This is a genomic window from Sphaerochaeta pleomorpha str. Grapes (genome assembly GCF_000236685.1).
GTDB classification, from domain to species: domain Bacteria; phylum Spirochaetota; class Spirochaetia; order Sphaerochaetales; family Sphaerochaetaceae; genus Sphaerochaeta; species Sphaerochaeta pleomorpha.
The window spans coordinates 2,238,199-2,255,152 of the sequence record NC_016633.1 but is presented as its reverse complement, the minus strand read 5'-3'; the positions used below and the strand labels follow the sequence as shown (position 1 = coordinate 2,255,152).

Genomic DNA, 16,954 nt, shown 5'->3' with positions numbered 1-16,954 from the left:
CTCTTATAATTTTCTTCAATGGAGAGGTTATGTGAGTTACTCACCGGGAGAACCACTGGAATAGCATGATTCCTGTCGCTACAGATACATTCAAAGAGCCTTTTGTACCAGACAAGGGAATGGAAACCCTTCCCAGCGAGCGGTCACAGAAAGAAAGCAGTTCGGGACTCACCCCAAGTTCTTCACTTCCGATTACCACAGCTCCCCGTTCAGGGAAGCAAAAAGAGGCAAGGTCACACCCGCCGAGTTCTAAGGCAAAGGAGGGAAGGTTCAACCTCTCCAGTTCAGAGACGACCAGTTTCTCATCCATTATGCGGTAGGGAATAGTCTGGGTGCACCCCCTTGCAGTCCTTTGGCACCGGGGATGGTTGATATCTGCAGTTCCTTCAACCAGCCAGATTTCCTCAATTCCAAAAGAATCGGCTGTTCTGAAAACAGACCCCACATTGAAGGGGGAACGGAGACGGTCAAGTATAAGGATATGGGGAAGGATTGTCCGATGGGAGCTATCAAGCTCGCCGTCTTTCTGGATAAAATCCCAGTCAGAAGGTTCGCTACCCAGTACGGACAGTAAAAACTGGTGGATATCCTCACAGGCAAAGGCTAGAGCCTCACCTTGTGCAGGGGCAATTTTCTTTGCAAGCTCCTCTAGTTTTGATTCTTGCCCAGGAGAAAGGACCTGTTTGAATTGGTTCTCCTGAAAAAGGGAAAGAAGACTTGCAAGGTAAGCAGTATCTGGCTTTTCCCCTTGGGTGGCAAGCAAAGCCTGTTCATGAAAAAGCAGTGCAGTTTTACGTACACACGTCCTATTCTTCAGGCTTTTAAGCTTCGTTATCGTTATCATCGGTGTTCTGGGCCTCACTAGGACATATGCAGATTGCGAATTCACCCTTGATACTTTGCCTGGAAGAAAGGGAATCGGCAACCGTCTTGGCATCACCGTCCAAAAATTCTTCGAAGGCCTTCGTCATTTCCCTGCCGGCCAGTACTCTTCTCTGGGGAGCCAGCTCAAAGATTTCCAAAAGTGTTTTTACTACCCGATACGGTGATTCATAGATAATGAAAGCTTCGTCACGGTCCAAAAGGAGTTGCAGACGTTTTGTCCGCCTGCCTTTGCGGGGACTGAGGAACCCTTCAAATGTGAAGGTCTTGCCAACATAACCGGCAACACTCACCAAAGTTGCTACAGCGGAAGCCCCAGGGATGGGAACAACGGAAAAACCTGCAGAGCGTACTGAGGTGACAACCCTCGCCCCGGGGTCACTGATACCAGGGGTTCCTGCATCACTGACATAGGCAATGTCATTTCCTGCCTCTAAAAGAGAGACAATACCCTGTGCGGAATTAATCTCGTTGTGTGCATGACAGGCAATAAGACGCTTCTGGATATCGTATCTCTGGAGCAGGGCTTGCGTATGCCGGGTATCCTCACAGGCAATTATGTCGACTTCCTTCAGGATTCTTACTGCCCTGTAGGTGATATCTTCCAGATTCCCGATTGGGGTGGCAACCATATATAGAGTATTCATGCACCGTAGTCTACACGCTTAGGCATGCTGGGACAAGATGGCGTCTTTGCCTTTGGCACATTGGCATTTTTTACCATTGCACGGCAAAAAGAATGCTTTTTTCGCCGGAACCGAAGGGAAAACATCAATCCAAGGCCCTGCTTAGCGAATCGGGGAAAGTTGGCACGCCATCTGCAATGGTATTTGCGTACACAAAACCATACAGACAAGCCACCCGGTGGCGCAAGGAGACAATAATGCAAATGTTCAAAAGGATCGCGGATATCTTCAACTCTAACGTAAACAGCGCTCTGGACAGGATCGAGGACCCGGCGAAGATGATCAGCTACATGATAGCCGAGCTGCAGGATACACTGACCAAGGCACGGACCTCCAAGGCCGCCCGCCTGGCTGAGAAAACCAGCCTCGAGAGGGAGAGGGGGGAGCTGCTGAAGTCGGTCGCACGCTGGGAGGACCGCGCCAAGCTCGCCATAGCCAACGGCCGCGAGGACCTCGCCCGCGAGGCCCTGGTGGAGAAGAAGCAGGCTACCGAGCGGGTGCGCAGCATCGAGGCGCAGCTGGAGAACCTCGGGTCGATACTCTCCAGCCAGGACGCCCAGCTCTCCCAGATCGCCGACAAGCTCAAGGAAGTGAAGGACAAGCAGCAGATCCTCGTCCAGAGGGCCAGGAGCGCAAAGGAAAAGAAGAAGGTCGCCGACACGCTGAGAAGCAGCGACAGCAGCGAGCTCGCCGGCAAGTTCAATGAGCTGGAGAGCAAGATCGAGCGCATGGAGGCAGACGCACAGATGGCCGGGTACCACAGGGCCTCCCCCACCGACGAGTTCGGCAAGATGGAGAGCGACAGCGCCATCGAGTCCGAGCTTGCCCAGCTCAAGGCCTCCATGAAGGAGAACCTGTAATGACCTACTACAGACATGATTCGAACAAGCTCTACAGGGAGCACGACGGTATGTTCCTCGGGGTCTTCCAGGGGCTTGCCAATTGGTCGGGCCTCCCTGCCTGGGCCCTGAGGATCATCGGCCTCATCCTGCTTTTCAGCGTCGGGTTCTTCAAGGTGGCAGCACTGTACCTCTTGGCCGCAGTGCTGATGCCCCCGCGCTACTAGCTGCAAGCTGTTCGCGCCAGGTGACGTTTCCATGTGAGTTGTTGTAAAAACAGGATATCGTTGATCTCCTGTTTTTTTATAGCCTGTCCTGGAACTTCCGGTAGAGTCCGCGAAGCTGGTCATTAAATCAGGGTAGTATCTTTCTGGTAAAATAAGCCATACATGGCAGGTTTTACCAACCGAAGAGTATCACGGGGAGTGGGGAGAGGAAAGCACCCTGCCCCCCCCAGGCGGGCCAATACATTGGCAAACAAGGAATTGGCGGGTTTTTTTGCCGGGAAGGCGGGTTTGGCACGGTTCCTGCAAATAGGTTTGTACAAACACGGGTGGCATGACTACCCAAGGAGCATAAGATGGGCGTTTTTTCAAGGTTCTTAGATATAGTGAATGCCAACATCAACTCGCTTCTCGACAAGGCCGAAGACCCCGAGAAGATGATCAGGCTGATGATGCAGGAAATGGAAGATACCCTCATTGAGCTGAAGAGCTCCTGCGCGGCGAAGATGGCCGGCAGGGCCAAGACCGAGCGCATGTACAAGGAGAGCGAGAACGCCATGCAGCGCTGGCAGAGCCGCGCAGAGCTGGCGATAGCCAAGGGGCGCGAGGACCTTGCACGCGAGGCGCTGCTGGAGAAGAAGCGGGCGAAGGCTGAGGTGGACAGGCTGTCGGGGGAACTGGACGTGGCCGACGGGCTGATCAAGACCAGCAAGGACGAGATCAACCAGATCGAGGACAAGCTCGCCTCCGTCAAGCAGAAGTACCAGGTGATGGTGGAGCGGGCGAAGCGGGCGAAGGAAGAGCAGGCGGCCCAGGACACGCTCCGGCGCGCGGCCGAAAGCGCCACGTACGACCGGTTCTCCTCCATGGAGGAGAAAATCGACCGCATGCAGGCAGGGAACACCCTCAACAGGGCCCGTTCGAGCAATCTGGACGACAGGTTCAAGGACCTCGAACAGATGGATGACATCGACGCCGAGATCGCTGAGCTGCTCAAGAGAGCGGGCAAATAACAGGCAGGGGAGAAAGAGATGGAAGCCGCTTGGATTCTCGTGGTAATCTTCAGTTTCGTGATAATCATCTCGGCCATCAACAACCGGCACGAGCTCAAGAAGAAAAAGCTCGACGCCGCATTGCGGATGCAGGAGATGTCCCAGGGCATCAAGCCGGGGACGTACAGCTCCTTGAGGCGCAGGGACAGAAGACGCGAACGCAAACATACAGAGGGAACGGCAGACGAGGGCGATGGCACCGGGGCCTGGGAGAAAGAGAACAACAGGGCCCAGCTGAAGAAAGGCATCGACGATCTGCAGAAACGCCTCGACAATATCGAAACCATCATGAACAGCCGCAAGGGTACATCCTACGGCGATAACGAATGAGGAAAAGGAAATGACAGCTATGGCAACGAAAAAACTTTACAGGTCGCCCAGGGGCAAGATCTTTGGGGTGTGTGCGGGTCTGGCCGAATGGCGCGACTTGCCGGTCGAACCGGTACGATGGATTGTGCTCATCACTATTTTGGTGACCGGGTTCTTCCCCGGGGCCGTGCTCTACCTCCTGGCAGCACTGATCATCCCCATGAACCCTGCTGATTCCGTATATGAAAACGGACAACACACCGCAGACGACGACCCTCGTTCCGACGAGGACCTGCAATCGGAATACGAACGGCTGAAACGGAAAGTGGAAAAAATGGAGAACGACATCTTCAACAAGGAACGAGACTGGGAAGACCGCTTCCACGAAGGGAAATAACATGCTCAACGACTCAAAAGCCAACAAGGTTTTCATGCTGGCACTGGTTCTGGTAATTGCCCTGGTAACGTCGATACAATACTCGGGCAATAAAAAGGACCTTGCCAATAGGAATGAAGAGACTTTCAGCCTCAACAAATCGGATTCACTGGAAATCACTACAATAAGCAATGATATTTCTTTGGAAATAGACCCCAAGGCAAAGCAGGCCTCTGCGAGTTTTGGCGGAGGGAAAACTGCCAGCCTTTCAGTTGAAAAAATAGGAACAAAGGTTTCTATAAAGGTCAGTACCATTAAGAGAGGATTCTTTTCCTTCTCCCCCACCAATACCTCTCGTCTGGTTATAATTATTCCGGAAAGGTATCTCGCAAGACTTTCCATTACTACTGTCAGCGGTGATATCGATATCATGAAAGATATTGCTGCAGAAACTATTGCGGTCAAAACAATCAGCGGAAACATTGATGCATTGAACCTCAATGCAGAGAATTCGGTTTCGATTGCCACAGTGAGCGGACAAATAAGCTGTTATTCCATCAAATCCGAAAACAAAGCCTCTATAGCCACGACTAGCGGGCAGATTGATATCAATGAAGTACAGGGAGCAGATATAGAACTTCGCACCATCAGCTCCGATATCGAGGCAACTGCAAGAGTTAAAGCAGGTGGAGAAATCAAGACTTCATCTACCAGTGGTGAAATACAGCTTGATCTCAGAGGGAATGAAAACCTATCTGTTACAGCCGGGTCGACAAGCGGTGATATACAGGTACATGCAAAAGACCAAGAGACTCATTCCTTCTCAGACAAGACAGGAACAGGTGTTACCCAGGTATCTGCAAAAACCATAAGCGGAGCAATCAAGCTTCTGTATTGACCAATAGTCATCAACTATCTTAAGAAGGCCCTGCACTGAAAATGCAGGGTCTTTTGTTTTACATCCGGTTAATCGATAGGTTGCAGCCAATAGGATTGGCTGAAGCTTTTCAGCCTTTCTTCACAATAGGGGACAAGATGGCATCTTTGCCTTTGGCACATTGGCATTTTTTACCATTGCACGGCAAAAAGAATGCTTTTTTCGCCGGAACCGAAGGGAAAACATCAATCCAAGGCCCTGCTTAGCGAATCGGGGAAAGTTGGCACGCCATCTGCAATGGTATTTGCGTACACAAAACCATACAGACAAGCCACCCGGTGGCGCAAGGAGACAATAATGCAAATGTTCAAAAGGATCGCGGATATCTTCAACTCTAACGTAAACAGCGCTCTGGACAGGATCGAGGACCCGGCGAAGATGATCAGCTACATGATAGCCGAGCTGCAGGATACACTGACCAAGGCACGGACCTCCAAGGCCGCCCGCCTGGCTGAGAAAACCAGCCTCGAGAGGGAGAGGGGGGAGCTGCTGAAGTCGGTCGCACGCTGGGAGGACCGCGCCAAGCTCGCCATAGCCAACGGCCGCGAGGACCTCGCCCGCGAGGCCCTGGTGGAGAAGAAGCAGGCTACCGAGCGGGTGCGCAGCATCGAGGCGCAGCTGGAGAACCTCGGGTCGATACTCTCCAGCCAGGACGCCCAGCTCTCCCAGATCGCCGACAAGCTCAAGGAAGTGAAGGACAAGCAGCAGATCCTCGTCCAGAGGGCCAGGAGCGCAAAGGAAAAGAAGAAGGTCGCCGACACGCTGAGAAGCAGCGACAGCAGCGAGCTCGCCGGCAAGTTCAATGAGCTGGAGAGCAAGATCGAGCGCATGGAGGCAGACGCACAGATGGCCGGGTACCACAGGGCCTCCCCCACCGACGAGTTCGGCAAGATGGAGAGCGACAGCGCCATCGAGTCCGAGCTTGCCCAGCTCAAGGCCTCCATGAAGGAGAACCTGTAATGACCTACTACAGACATGATTCGAACAAGCTCTACAGGGAGCACGACGGTATGTTCCTCGGGGTCTTCCAGGGGCTTGCCAATTGGTCGGGCCTCCCTGCCTGGGCCCTGAGGATCATCGGCCTCATCCTGCTTTTCAGCGTCGGGTTCTTCAAGGTGGCAGCACTGTACCTCTTGGCCGCAGTGCTGATGCCCCCGCGCTACTAGCTGCAAGCTGTTCGCGCCAGGTGACGTTTCCATGTGAGTTGTTGTAAAAACAGGATATCGTTGATCTCCTGTTTTTTTATAGCCTGTCCTGGAACTTCCGGTAGAGTCCGCGAAGCTGGTCATAGGTAAGGGACAAAAGCTTGGCAGCTTCTTTCTGGTTACCTTTGGCCCTTGCAAGTGCTTCGCGGAGGTAGAGGAGGTCCAACTCTTGCCTTGCCGTCTCATATTGGGAAAGATCAAAGGGTTTCTTTGGCATTTCCTGATTTTCAGCAACGGCAGCCTTTTCCATCGTATACGGATTTTCGAAAGGATCCAGCGTAAGTTGTTCAATGACTTGACCATCGCTACGATACACGGCCCGCTCTATCACATTCTTCAATTCACGGACATTTCCTGGCCACGAGTAACCAAGAAGGACTGCAGATACCTCTTCGCTAAGGATAGGCATCTCCTGCCTCCCACATTCCAAGGCCATTTTCGCGGCAAAATAGTTTGCCAATAGAAGGATGTCATCACCTCTTTTTCGCAGAGGGGGAAGAAACAGCACCTCAAAGGAAAGCCTGTCGAGCAAATCTTCCTTGAACTTACCTTCCTTGCAAAGTTGGGGAAGGTCTGCATTGGTCGCACCGATGATACGGACATTCGTTTCGTGGGTAACAGAAGATCCAACCCGCTCATAGGTACCATATTCGACAACCCTAAGGATTTTTTCTTGGACTTCAAGGGGGATGATGCCGATTTCATCAAGAAAGAGCGTACCTCCCTCGGCTTCCTCGAAACGCCCCTTCCGGGTTTTCTGGGCCCCGGTGAACGCTCCTTGCTCATATCCGAACAGTTCCGTCTCTATCAAGGAAGGAGGAAGGGCTGCACAGTTCACTGTCACGAGGTTCTGTTGCCAACGAGGGGAAAGGAAATGAAGTCTGCGGGCTGCTATTTCCTTCCCGCTTCCCCGTTCCCCTACCAGCAGGACAGACCTGTTTACCGTCGCAGCCCTGCTCAATTGGTTTTGAAAGTCAAGAAAGACTTCACTCTCGCCTAAAGGTTGCTGGTTGTAACCATTATGTCCTGATTCCATGGGAGCCCTCCGATTTGGTAAAATAAGCCATACATGGCAGGTTTTACCAACCGAAGAGTATCACGGGGAGCAGGGAGAGGAAAGCACCCTGCCCCCCCAGGCGGGCCAATACATTGGCAAACAAGGAATTGGCGGGTTTTTTTGCCGGGAAGGCGGGTTTGGCACGGTTCCTGCAAATAGGTTTGTACAAACACGGGTGGCATGACTACCCAAGGAGCATAAGATGGGCGTTTTTTCAAGGTTCTTAGATATAGTGAATGCCAACATCAACTCGCTTCTCGACAAGGCCGAAGACCCCGAGAAGATGATCAGGCTGATGATGCAAGAAATGGAAGATACCCTCATTGAGCTGAAGAGCTCCTGCGCGGCGAAGATGGCCGGCAGGGCCAAGACCGAGCGCATGTACAAGGAGAGCGAGAACGCCATGCAGCGCTGGCAGAGCCGCGCAGAGCTGGCGATAGCCAAGGGGCGCGAGGACCTTGCACGCGAGGCGCTGCTGGAGAAGAAGCGGGCGAAGGCTGAGGTGGACAGGCTGTCGGGGGAACTGGACGTGGCCGACGGGCTGATCAAGACCAGCAAGGACGAGATCAACCAGATCGAGGACAAGCTCGCCTCCGTCAAGCAGAAGTACCAGGTGATGGTGGAGCGGGCGAAGCGGGCGAAGGAAGAGCAGGCGGCCCAGGACACGCTCCGGCGCGCGGCCGAAAGCGCCACGTACGACCGGTTCTCCTCCATGGAGGAGAAAATCGACCGCATGCAGGCAGGGAACACCCTCAACAGGGCCCGTTCGAGCAATCTGGACGACAGGTTCAAGGACCTCGAACAGATGGATGACATCGACGCCGAGATCGCCGAGCTGCTCAAGATAGCAGGCAAATAGCACATAGGGGAGAGAATAAATGGAAGCCGCTTGGATTCTCGTGGTAATCTTCAGTTTCGTGATAATCATCTCGGCCATCAACAACCGGCACGAGCTCAAAAAGAGAAAGCTCGACGCCGCGCTAAGGATGCAGGAGATGTCCCAGGGCATCAAGCCCGGCACGTACAGCTCGATGAGGCGAAGCGAAAGAACACACAAATACAAACATACAATAGAAACGGCAGACGAGAGCGATACCCTCGGATCCTGGGAGAAAGAGAACAACAGGGCCCAGGTGAAGAAAGGCATCGACGATCTGCAGAAACGTCTCGACAACATCGAAACCATCATGAACAGCCGCAAGGGAAATTCCAACGGCTAGAACGAATAAGGAACAAAGGAAATGACAGCTATGGCAACGAAAAAACTTTACAGGTCACCCAGGGGCAAGATTTTCGGGGTTTGTGCAGGTCTGGCTGAATGGCGTGACTTACCGGTCGACCCGATACGTTTGATTGTGTTCATTACGATTATAGTGACCGGTATCTTCCCCGGGGCAATACTCTACCTCCTGGCAGCACTGATCATCCCCATGAACCCTGCAGATACAATCTACGGGAACGGCGGGACTCATTACTCCGGAGAAAAGGATGACGACGACCCTCGTTCCGACGAGGACCTGCAATCGGAATACGAGCGGTTGAAACGGAAAGTGGAAAAAATGGAGAACGACATCTTCAACAAGGAACGAGACTGGGAAGACCGCTTCCACGAAGGGAAATAGCATACGTAACTATGCAAAGGAAGCAAAGGCTTTTTCATACATTCTCTGGTTCCGCCAATTTCCCTGGGAATGTCGATACAATGATAAAATTGAAAGAAACGAGGACTCAGGATTGAAAATCTTGGGTCTTTTGTTGCATATAGGCATTATTTGTTGCTGTTTTTAATAGATTTCCAGCACTTACCTATATTTTGTTGCATTTCTTAAAAATTATGTTGCATATTCTAAAATATTCGGATATCATCCCATCAATTTGAACTAGAAGGTGCAACCATGGAAAAAACTTTTCTCGTCCTTTCGGACGGTAGCATTTTTTCTGGCTACGGATTTGGAAAACTCGCTCCAAAACCTTCCGAACTGAATGCATTCCCCCCGATAGGGGAAGCGGTATTCAATACCAGCATGACCGGTTACCAGGAAATCCTTACAGACCCTTCCTACCATGGCCAGATGGTAGTAATGACCTATCCACACATCGGGAATTATGGTTGTGAAGAAAATCTGAACGAAAACGCCCTTTGCCCGCAAGCCATACCGGCAACGGCCCTGGTTGTACACGAATTGTATGACGGACCCCTTCCCCAGGGAAAAACTTCCCTACGTTCATTCATGGAAAAGCATGAGGTGTACGGAATCACAGGCGTAGATACAAGAAGGCTGACATTACACCTTCGCGATTTCGGTTCCTGCAATGCCCTTTTGGTCCGGTCCGATTGCTCTACCTTGAAAGGCAAAGAACTTATCCTGGCAATGAAAGCCTTACACGCTTTTCCCTCAATCAGTGAGCGAGACCTCATCGAAGGAGTCTCGGTCAAAAAAATCTGTGTCGACCCTGTTGTTGAGATTCCTATTCCTGAAAAAGAATCCCTACGGTTTGCCGTGGTCGATTTCGGGATTAAGAAATCCATTATCAATGAATTGTACAAACGACAAGTACGGGTAACCCTGTTCCCAAGTTCAGTGACCAGTGAAGAAATCCTCAATTCAGGATGTTCAGCTATGTTTCTTTCCAATGGACCTGGAGATCCTGCACTACTCACCCATGCAGTACGTATGACCAAAGAAGTAATCGGCAAGCTACCCGTATTTGGTATTTGTCTCGGACACCAGATTATTACCTGCGCATTGGGAGGGAAGACGGTAAAAATGAAATTTGGACATCACGGGGCGAACCATCCTGTCCGTGATTGTGTGACGGGCCGGACTTTCGTCACCAGCCAGAACCATGGATTTATGGCTGATAGAGAATCACTACCTCCCTGCACAAACCAATGGTTCATGAATGCAAATGATAATTCCAATGAGGGTTTGATCCATACTGACTTACCGGTTATGTCAGTCCAGTTTCACCCTGAAGCTTCTCCTGGACCCCATGATGGCTCTTGGATCTTCGACCGCTTCCTAGAAGTGGCAAAACAAGGAGTTACTACACTATGAGCGCAAGAACAGACATTCATCGAATCCTGGTTATCGGAAGCGGTCCAATTGTAATCGGTCAAGCCTGTGAATTCGACTATAGCGGAACCCAGGCAGTGAAAGCACTCAAAGAAGAAGGCTATGAGGTTATTCTCGTCAATCCCAACCCAGCCACGGTTATGACAACCCCTGGTATTGCAGACCATATTTATATGGAACCTCTGAAACCCGAATATATCGAGCAGATTTTCCAGCGGGAAAGACCCGATGCCATCCTGACCACCATGGGAGGGCAGACAGGATTGAACCTCGCCATCGAGCTTGATAACCTGGGGCTTCTAAATCAGTACGGGGTCGAAGTAATCGGAGCCTCAATCAAATCGATTGGCCTTGCTGAAGACAGGGGATCCTTTAAAAAAATCGTAGAGGGACTGGGTCTTGAGAGTGCTAAAAGTGTAGTCATCCATTCACTTTCGGAAGCCCAGGCTTTCAAAGAAAAGCTCGGACTCCCGCTCATTATTCGCCCCAGTTTTACCCTTGGGGGCATGGGGGGATCGATTGCCTACACTGAAGAGGAATTCCCAACTCTCATAGAACATGCCCTGCAGACCAGCCCCAATCACGAAGCACTGGTTGAAGAATCACTTATCGGATGGAAAGAATTTGAAATGGAGGTAATGCGGGACAAGAACGACAATGCAATTGTTGTGTGTTCAATAGAAAATATCGACCCGATGGGGGTCCATACCGGCGATAGCATTACCATAGCCCCAATCCAAACGCTCGACGACCGGCAATACCAGATAATGCGGGATGCTTCGATAAACATCCTTCGCGCTGTCGGGGTTGACTGCGGCGGAAGCAATGTTCAGTTTGCCCTCGATCCAAAAACCGGAAAAATGATTGTCATCGAGATGAACCCCAGGGTTTCCCGATCCTCCGCACTTGCCAGCAAGGCCACAGGCTTCCCAATTGCCAGATGTTCTGCAAAACTTGCTGTCGGTTATACGCTTGACGAAGTACTGAACGAAATCACGGGCCAATCGGTATCCTGTTTTGAACCCGCTCTCGATTACTGCGCAGTAAAGGTCCCCCGCTTCGAACTTGAAAAATTCCCTCTTCCCTGCAGCGCCCTGGGGACCCAGATGAGAAGTGTCGGAGAAGCTCTTGCCCTTGGCAGGACAGCCCTTGAGGCCCTTAATAAAGGCATCAGATCTTCAGAGAGGGGCTTCGAGGGTTTGACCGATCTATGTGAAGATACAAAATTCAGCAGGGAACATGTTGATGAATTGCTCCATAGTGCCCATCCTTTGCGTTTGATGGCCGCCTATTCCGTCTTGAGTCAGGACGGGGAGGAAAAACTGGATGAGGTTGCCTCGATTACAGCTTTTGACCCTTGGTTCCTCTATCTGCTGGTGCAACAAACCAGACTGGACAAAGAGATTGTCAAAGGACTCACCCCAACTCTCTTGGAGCGAGCAAAGAAGGCCGGAATGAGCGACAAGCGTATCGCCAAGCTCCTCAAGAAGGATGAGCAAGATATCGAAAGGCTTCGCTTTGCCCAGGTAATCCATCCCTCGACCCATTTCGTCGATACCTGTGCCGGGGAATTCAAAGCACTCACCCCCTATTGCTACACCACCTATGGGGAAATAAATGAACCTAAGCCCCTGGGAAAAGACGCTGTAGTTATTTTGGCAAGCGGACCTAACAGAATCGGCCAGGGACTTGAATTCGACACCTGCTGCACGCTGGCTTCCCTGGCCTACCAAAAACTCGGGAGAAAAACCATTATGGTGAACAGCAACCCCGAAACCGTTTCAACCGACTTCAACATAAGCGACAGGCTGTATATAGAGCCTTTAGCAACAGAGCATGTAAAAGAAATACTCAGGCAGGAACAAACCAAGCACGTTGTGGTCCAGCTTGGAGGCCAGACGCCACTGAATCTGGCTGACAGCCTCCAAAACAGCGGGGCAGACATCATAGGTACACGGCTTGAAGGACTCGACGAAGCAGGAGACAGGGATCGTTTTTCCCAATTGGTCAAAAGATTGAAATTAAGGCAACCAGCAAACAGAATTGCTAGAAGCAAAGAAGAAATACTGCCGATGGCCATCGAGGTAGGCTTTCCTGTGCTGATTCGTCCTTCCTTTGTGCTCGGTGGACGAGGAATGTTCATTGTCTACGATGAACAGGGAATCAACGATTTCTGCTCAAACAGCGGGATTGAGGCTAGTAAAAAAGCTCCTGTCCTTATCGACCAATTCCTCGACGATGCCTTCGAATATGACCTTGATGCCGTTTCTGATGGGACAAACCTCTATATAGGGGGCATTTTGCAGCATATTGAAGCAGCAGGGATTCACAGTGGCGACTCTGCTGCGGTTTTCCCCCCTTACAAATCCAAGCCCGAGATATTGTCCCAGATGAAAGAATGGGCACACAAGCTTGCAATTGCCTTGGAGGTTAAAGGCTTGATGAATATCCAGTTTGCAGCCAAGGATGACAAACTGTATCTTATCGAGGTCAACCCAAGGGCCTCCCGTACTGTCCCTTTCATATCAAAGGCTTCAGGGGTCAACCTGATTGAGGCAGCGGTAAGGGTATGGGAAGGACAAGACCTTGTCAGCCAAAACCTAGTCAAAAGACAGGGTACCTACAGCGAAGGGCGTTGCCTGACCGGGTGGGCTATCAAGGAAGCCGTATTTTCTTTTGATAGGTTCTCCAATGTCGACCCGTTGCTCGGGCCGGAAATGCGCTCTACTGGGGAGTCCATAGGAATGGGGAAGACGTTCGGTGAAGCCTTTGCCAAAAGCCAGGCAAGTGCAGGAAATCGCCTACCGGTTTCAGGAAAAGTAATCATAAGCGTCAATGCAAAAGACAGGAAAGCAATTATTCCCATTGCAAAAAAACTTCAGGAAATGGGTTTTTCCATTGCAGCGACCCGAGGAACTGCCAGATCGTTGTTTGAAGAGGGTATCTTGAGCGAAGTGGTCCAGAAAGTCCATGAGGGCAACCCAAATATTACCGACTACCTTAGGGCAAAACAGGTAGATTTGGTAATCAATACCCCTGTAGGCTTCCATGCCCATAAAAGTGACGATGAAATACGAAGTGAAGCAATGCGTTTAAAAATTCCCTATACTACCACAACCAGTGCGGCAAGCGCGGCAGTCCAAGCTATTGAATATCTCCAGAAAAAGCAATTTACCGTAAGGGAACTCCCCCAATAACCTTTTCCAGCTTCCGGTTTCCTTACAACCAGGCAATTGCCTTTTGAATCTTGATGTTATAGTATGGGAGTACTTTGCAAAGGAGGCCCACGGGGACCCATTATGGCAGAAGAAGCATTTTCACAACGAACAGCTACGTGCGGGGCACTTACGAAAGCAGATAACGGCAAGACCGTTATTCTCAATGGATGGGTCCATAGGGACCGAAACCACGGTGCACTCCATTTTATCAACCTGAGAGACCGATATGGTATTACCCAGGTCGTCGTCGACGACGATGCCAGTATCGAATTACAGGATACCGCTAAAGAACTCAGGATGGAATTTTGTATCGCCGTGACGGGCATTGTCCGCCTTCGCCCAGATTCAATGGTCAATCCTGAGATGGCAACCGGAGAAATCGAAGTAAAAGCCGAAAAAATCGAAATTCTTTCCAAGTGTGCTCCACTTCCGTTCCAGATTGACGACGGGAATGAACCACGTGAGGATCTCAGGCTTAAATATCGTTATCTCGATTTGCGTACACAAGGCATGCAACAGAGAATGAAATTGCGAAACGATTTCATTTTCTCCATCAGAAAATACCTTGAAGAAAAAAACTTTCTTGAAATCGAGACCCCCACACTCATTAAGAGTACTCCGGAAGGAGCCAGGGACTTTGTCGTTCCCAGCCGCATTTATCCTGGAAAATTCTATGCCCTTCCCCAAAGCCCTCAGCTTTTCAAGCAAATCCTGATGGTTGGCGGTATCGACAAGTATTTCCAGATTGCCCGTTGTTACCGTGATGAGGATGCCCGCGGAGACCGCCAGCTGGAATTCACACAACTTGATATCGAAATGAGCTTCGTGAAGCGTGACGATGTCCTGCTCCTTATTGAAGAGTTGTTCAACCATGTCTTCAAGGAAGTTATGGACTACGATCTTCCTGCTCATTTTACCAGGCTTTCCTACCATGAGAGCATGAATACCTATGGCTGTGACAAGCCTGACCTGCGGTTCGATATCCCCATGTTTGATGTCGATGACCTTGCATCAAAAAGTAGTTTTGGGACCTTTGGAGAGATTTTGGCAAACGGTGGCCATGTAAAGGCACTGTGTGCTCCCAAGACCGAGGGTGTTGATTTCTCACGCAAGTACATCACTGAACTTGAAGACGCTGCAAAGATCTATGGGGCCAAGGGGTTGGCATGGATCAAAGTCGGAGCAGACAAAGCCCTCTCCGGTGGTGTAACAAAATTCTTCGGGGGCTTGGAGAGTGAGCTCATAGATCGGCTTGGTGCCAATGAGGGCGATTTGATCCTGTTCGTTGCCCATGAAAACTGGAAAAAGTGTTGCACCAGCCTTGGGGCTGTAAGAACTAAACTCGGCAAGGATTTGAAGTTGATCCGAAAAAGCTTTGAATTCTGCTGGATTATCGACTTTCCTTTGTTTGAATACAATGAAGAGGAAGGCCACTGGGAAGCTGCTCACCACATGTTCAGCATGCCCCAGATTGAATACCTCGACACACTTGAGTCCGATCCAGGTAGCGTAAAAGGTGACCTCTATGACTTGGTCTGCAACGGATATGAGTGTGCAAGCGGTTCTATCCGTATCCATGATGTCGAATTGCAGAAGAGGATTTTCAGAATCTGTAACTTTGATGATGAGACAGCAGAGGAAAGGTTCGGGTTCCTGCTCAATGCCTTTAGGTATGGACCACCCCCGCATGGCGGGATTGCCCCCGGTATCGACAGGATGGTAATGATTATGAGTGAGCAAACCTCAATCCATGAAGTCATTGCATTCCCGAAGAACACCGCGGCAGTAAGCCCGATGGACGACTCCCCTTCAGAGCTCGACCAACAGCAACTTGATGATTTGCACTTGATCATCAACAAGCCAAAACAAAAAGAATAGTACAACAGCCCCGAATTAAACCTCGGGGCTTTCTTTTTCTCTTACAGTACAAACATTGACAAATGCATAATTGTTTTGTACCTTACATACATCTGAATTTGCACTGCAATATGAATCTACAGTACAAACTGAGCAGGCGATGGGCCTTCTGGCCTGTGGGGCTGGGTCCGTAAGGACAACAGGTGAATAGAAACATCTGTGGGACGGTTAGTATCCCCACGGATGTATTTTTTTTATTCACCGGGGATATAGTCGAATCATAAGGAGTGCCAAAAGCTACCGGAGGTAACTGATGGAACATCAAACTGATCGAAAAATTGCCATGAGAATTTCTCGTGGGAATATCTTTCTGAACGCGCTTCTCTCTGTATCCAAGCTAATCGTTGGTGTAGTCGCCAATTCCAGCGCAATGGTAAACGATGGAATAAACAATGCTTCCGATGTAGTCAGTTCCATAATTGTCATCATCGGTCTTCGCGCAGCATCAAAGGCATCGGATAAAAACCACCAATACGGACACGAAAGGCTTGAATGTGTTGCATCCATTCTGCTTTCAGGGATTGTCATGGCTGTCGGGTTCGGCCTCGGCGTCGATGGTATTCAAAAAATATTCAAAGGTACCTACAAAAATCTCCCGATGCCAGGGATTTTGGCATTGATTGCTGCTGGAGCCTCGATAATCATAAAGGAAATTATGTTTATCTATACCAGATGGGGGGCAAAGAAACTTAAATCATCAGCCCTGATGGCTTCGGCATGGGATTCACAAAGTGATGTTTTGGCCACGACCGGGGGCTTGATCGGCATTGCCGGTTCGAGATTCGGATTCCCCATTGCAGATTCTTTTGCTGCAATTATCATCGCCGGTTTCATCCTCAAGGTAGGAATCCAGATTTTTATGGATGGTATGAATAAAATGGTCGACCAGGCATGTCCACAGGAAACTGTAGAAGCTATCACGGGAGTCGTACTAGACCAGAAAGGGGTACTGTCCCTTGATGTGCTTAATACCCGGCAGTTCAGCTCTAGAGCCTATGTCGATGTAGAGATCTCTGCAGACGGAAAACTGAGTCTGGTAGAAGCCCATGCAATTGCTGAGCGGGTTCACCATGCAATTGAACTTAATTTCCCTGAGGTAAAACACTGTATGGTCCATGTAAATCCTTTCAAAAAGAATTATACTAGCATTACCGCAGACAAATGAGTTACTATTG

General features: G+C 50.3%; 18 protein-coding genes and 1 riboswitch. Of the genes, 15 read left to right on the top strand and 3 right to left on the bottom strand.

The genetic code is table 11. The annotated features are described in order from the left end of the window. Positions 1 to 40: 40 nt before the first annotated feature. Together SPIGRAPES_RS10240 and rsmI are read right to left on the bottom strand one after the other, a co-directional pair. Positions 41 to 844 (bottom strand): TrmH family RNA methyltransferase, encoded by an 804-nt coding sequence (locus SPIGRAPES_RS10240; protein WP_014270683.1) that lies wholly within the window; start codon positions 842 to 844, stop codon positions 41 to 43. Beyond that, positions 822 to 1,529: a 16S rRNA (cytidine(1402)-2'-O)-methyltransferase gene (gene rsmI / locus SPIGRAPES_RS10235; protein WP_041384611.1), complete on the bottom strand. Its 708-nt coding sequence runs from the start codon at positions 1,527 to 1,529 to the stop codon at positions 822 to 824. Before rsmI ends, SPIGRAPES_RS10240 begins: the two co-directional genes overlap by 23 nt. Positions 1,530 to 1,771: 242 nt before the next feature. Between rsmI and SPIGRAPES_RS10230 the strand changes: the two genes are divergently transcribed. The 8 genes from SPIGRAPES_RS10230 (at position 1,772) to SPIGRAPES_RS10185 (ending at position 6,471) form a co-directional block, all read left to right on the top strand. Continuing rightward, a complete protein-coding gene (locus tag SPIGRAPES_RS10230) occupies positions 1,772 to 2,428 on the top strand; it encodes a PspA/IM30 family protein (protein WP_245535427.1) in 657 nt (218 codons plus the stop codon). Then, positions 2,428 to 2,634, top strand: a complete 207-nt coding sequence (locus SPIGRAPES_RS10225) for a PspC domain-containing protein (RefSeq protein ID WP_014270676.1) — start codon at positions 2,428 to 2,430, stop codon at positions 2,632 to 2,634. Before SPIGRAPES_RS10230 ends, SPIGRAPES_RS10225 begins: the two co-directional genes overlap by 1 nt. Positions 2,635 to 2,987: 353 nt before the next feature. Further along, positions 2,988 to 3,644, top strand: a complete 657-nt coding sequence (locus SPIGRAPES_RS10215; RefSeq protein ID WP_014270681.1) for a PspA/IM30 family protein — start codon at positions 2,988 to 2,990, stop codon at positions 3,642 to 3,644. A gap of 18 nt (positions 3,645 to 3,662) precedes the next feature. Beyond that, positions 3,663 to 4,013 (top strand): hypothetical protein, encoded by a 351-nt coding sequence (locus tag SPIGRAPES_RS10210; protein ID WP_014270680.1) that lies wholly within the window; start codon positions 3,663 to 3,665, stop codon positions 4,011 to 4,013. A 10-nt stretch (positions 4,014 to 4,023) separates the two neighbouring features. Further along, a complete protein-coding gene (locus tag SPIGRAPES_RS10205) occupies positions 4,024 to 4,389 on the top strand; it encodes a PspC domain-containing protein (protein WP_014270679.1) in 366 nt (121 codons plus the stop codon). Position 4,390: 1 nt separating this feature from the next. Then, positions 4,391 to 5,266: a DUF4097 family beta strand repeat-containing protein gene (locus SPIGRAPES_RS10200; RefSeq protein WP_014270678.1), complete on the top strand. Its 876-nt coding sequence runs from the start codon at positions 4,391 to 4,393 to the stop codon at positions 5,264 to 5,266. A 342-nt stretch (positions 5,267 to 5,608) separates the two neighbouring features. Further along, the gene (locus SPIGRAPES_RS10190) at positions 5,609 to 6,265 is read left to right on the top strand and encodes a PspA/IM30 family protein (RefSeq protein ID WP_245535427.1); all 657 of its coding nucleotides are present in this window, start codon (positions 5,609 to 5,611) and stop codon (positions 6,263 to 6,265) included. Beyond that, the gene (locus SPIGRAPES_RS10185; RefSeq protein WP_014270676.1) at positions 6,265 to 6,471 is read left to right on the top strand and encodes a PspC domain-containing protein; all 207 of its coding nucleotides are present in this window, start codon (positions 6,265 to 6,267) and stop codon (positions 6,469 to 6,471) included. Before SPIGRAPES_RS10190 ends, SPIGRAPES_RS10185 begins: the two co-directional genes overlap by 1 nt. Before the next feature lie 76 nt (positions 6,472 to 6,547). Here the strand turns inward: SPIGRAPES_RS10185 and SPIGRAPES_RS10180 are convergent, their stop codons facing one another. After that, entirely contained in the window at positions 6,548 to 7,546 is a 999-nt protein-coding gene (locus tag SPIGRAPES_RS10180; RefSeq protein WP_014270675.1) for a sigma 54-interacting transcriptional regulator, read from the bottom strand. 223 nt (positions 7,547 to 7,769) lie between these two features. Here SPIGRAPES_RS10180 and SPIGRAPES_RS10170 point away from each other — a divergent pair, with 223 nt between their 5' ends. The 7 genes from SPIGRAPES_RS10170 (at position 7,770) to SPIGRAPES_RS10140 (ending at position 16,944) form a co-directional block, all read left to right on the top strand. After that, positions 7,770 to 8,426, top strand: coding sequence for a PspA/IM30 family protein (locus tag SPIGRAPES_RS10170; protein ID WP_014270674.1), 657 nt, complete (start codon positions 7,770 to 7,772; stop codon positions 8,424 to 8,426). 19 nt (positions 8,427 to 8,445) lie between these two features. Then, positions 8,446 to 8,787 carry a hypothetical protein gene (locus SPIGRAPES_RS10165; RefSeq protein WP_014270673.1) on the top strand — a complete coding sequence of 114 codons (342 nt, stop codon included), beginning with the start codon at positions 8,446 to 8,448 and terminating at the stop codon, positions 8,785 to 8,787. A 30-nt stretch (positions 8,788 to 8,817) separates the two neighbouring features. Further along, entirely contained in the window at positions 8,818 to 9,189 is a 372-nt protein-coding gene (locus SPIGRAPES_RS10160; RefSeq protein WP_014270672.1) for a PspC domain-containing protein, read from the top strand. 273 nt (positions 9,190 to 9,462) lie between these two features. Beyond that, entirely contained in the window at positions 9,463 to 10,626 is a 1,164-nt protein-coding gene (gene carA, locus SPIGRAPES_RS10155) for a glutamine-hydrolyzing carbamoyl-phosphate synthase small subunit (protein ID WP_014270671.1), read from the top strand. Further along, a complete protein-coding gene (gene carB / locus SPIGRAPES_RS10150) occupies positions 10,623 to 13,841 on the top strand; it encodes a carbamoyl-phosphate synthase large subunit (protein ID WP_014270670.1) in 3,219 nt (1,072 codons plus the stop codon). The genes carA and carB overlap by 4 nt, the downstream gene beginning before the upstream one ends. A 102-nt stretch (positions 13,842 to 13,943) precedes the next feature. Beyond that, positions 13,944 to 15,740, top strand: coding sequence for an aspartate--tRNA ligase (gene aspS, locus SPIGRAPES_RS10145; protein ID WP_014270669.1), 1,797 nt, complete (start codon positions 13,944 to 13,946; stop codon positions 15,738 to 15,740). A 118-nt stretch (positions 15,741 to 15,858) separates the two neighbouring features. Further along, a riboswitch (NiCo riboswitch) is annotated at positions 15,859 to 15,949 on the top strand. Positions 15,950 to 16,032: 83 nt separating this feature from the next. After that, positions 16,033 to 16,944 (top strand): cation diffusion facilitator family transporter, encoded by a 912-nt coding sequence (locus tag SPIGRAPES_RS10140; RefSeq protein WP_014270668.1) that lies wholly within the window; start codon positions 16,033 to 16,035, stop codon positions 16,942 to 16,944. The last annotated feature ends 10 nt before the right edge of the window (positions 16,945 to 16,954 follow it).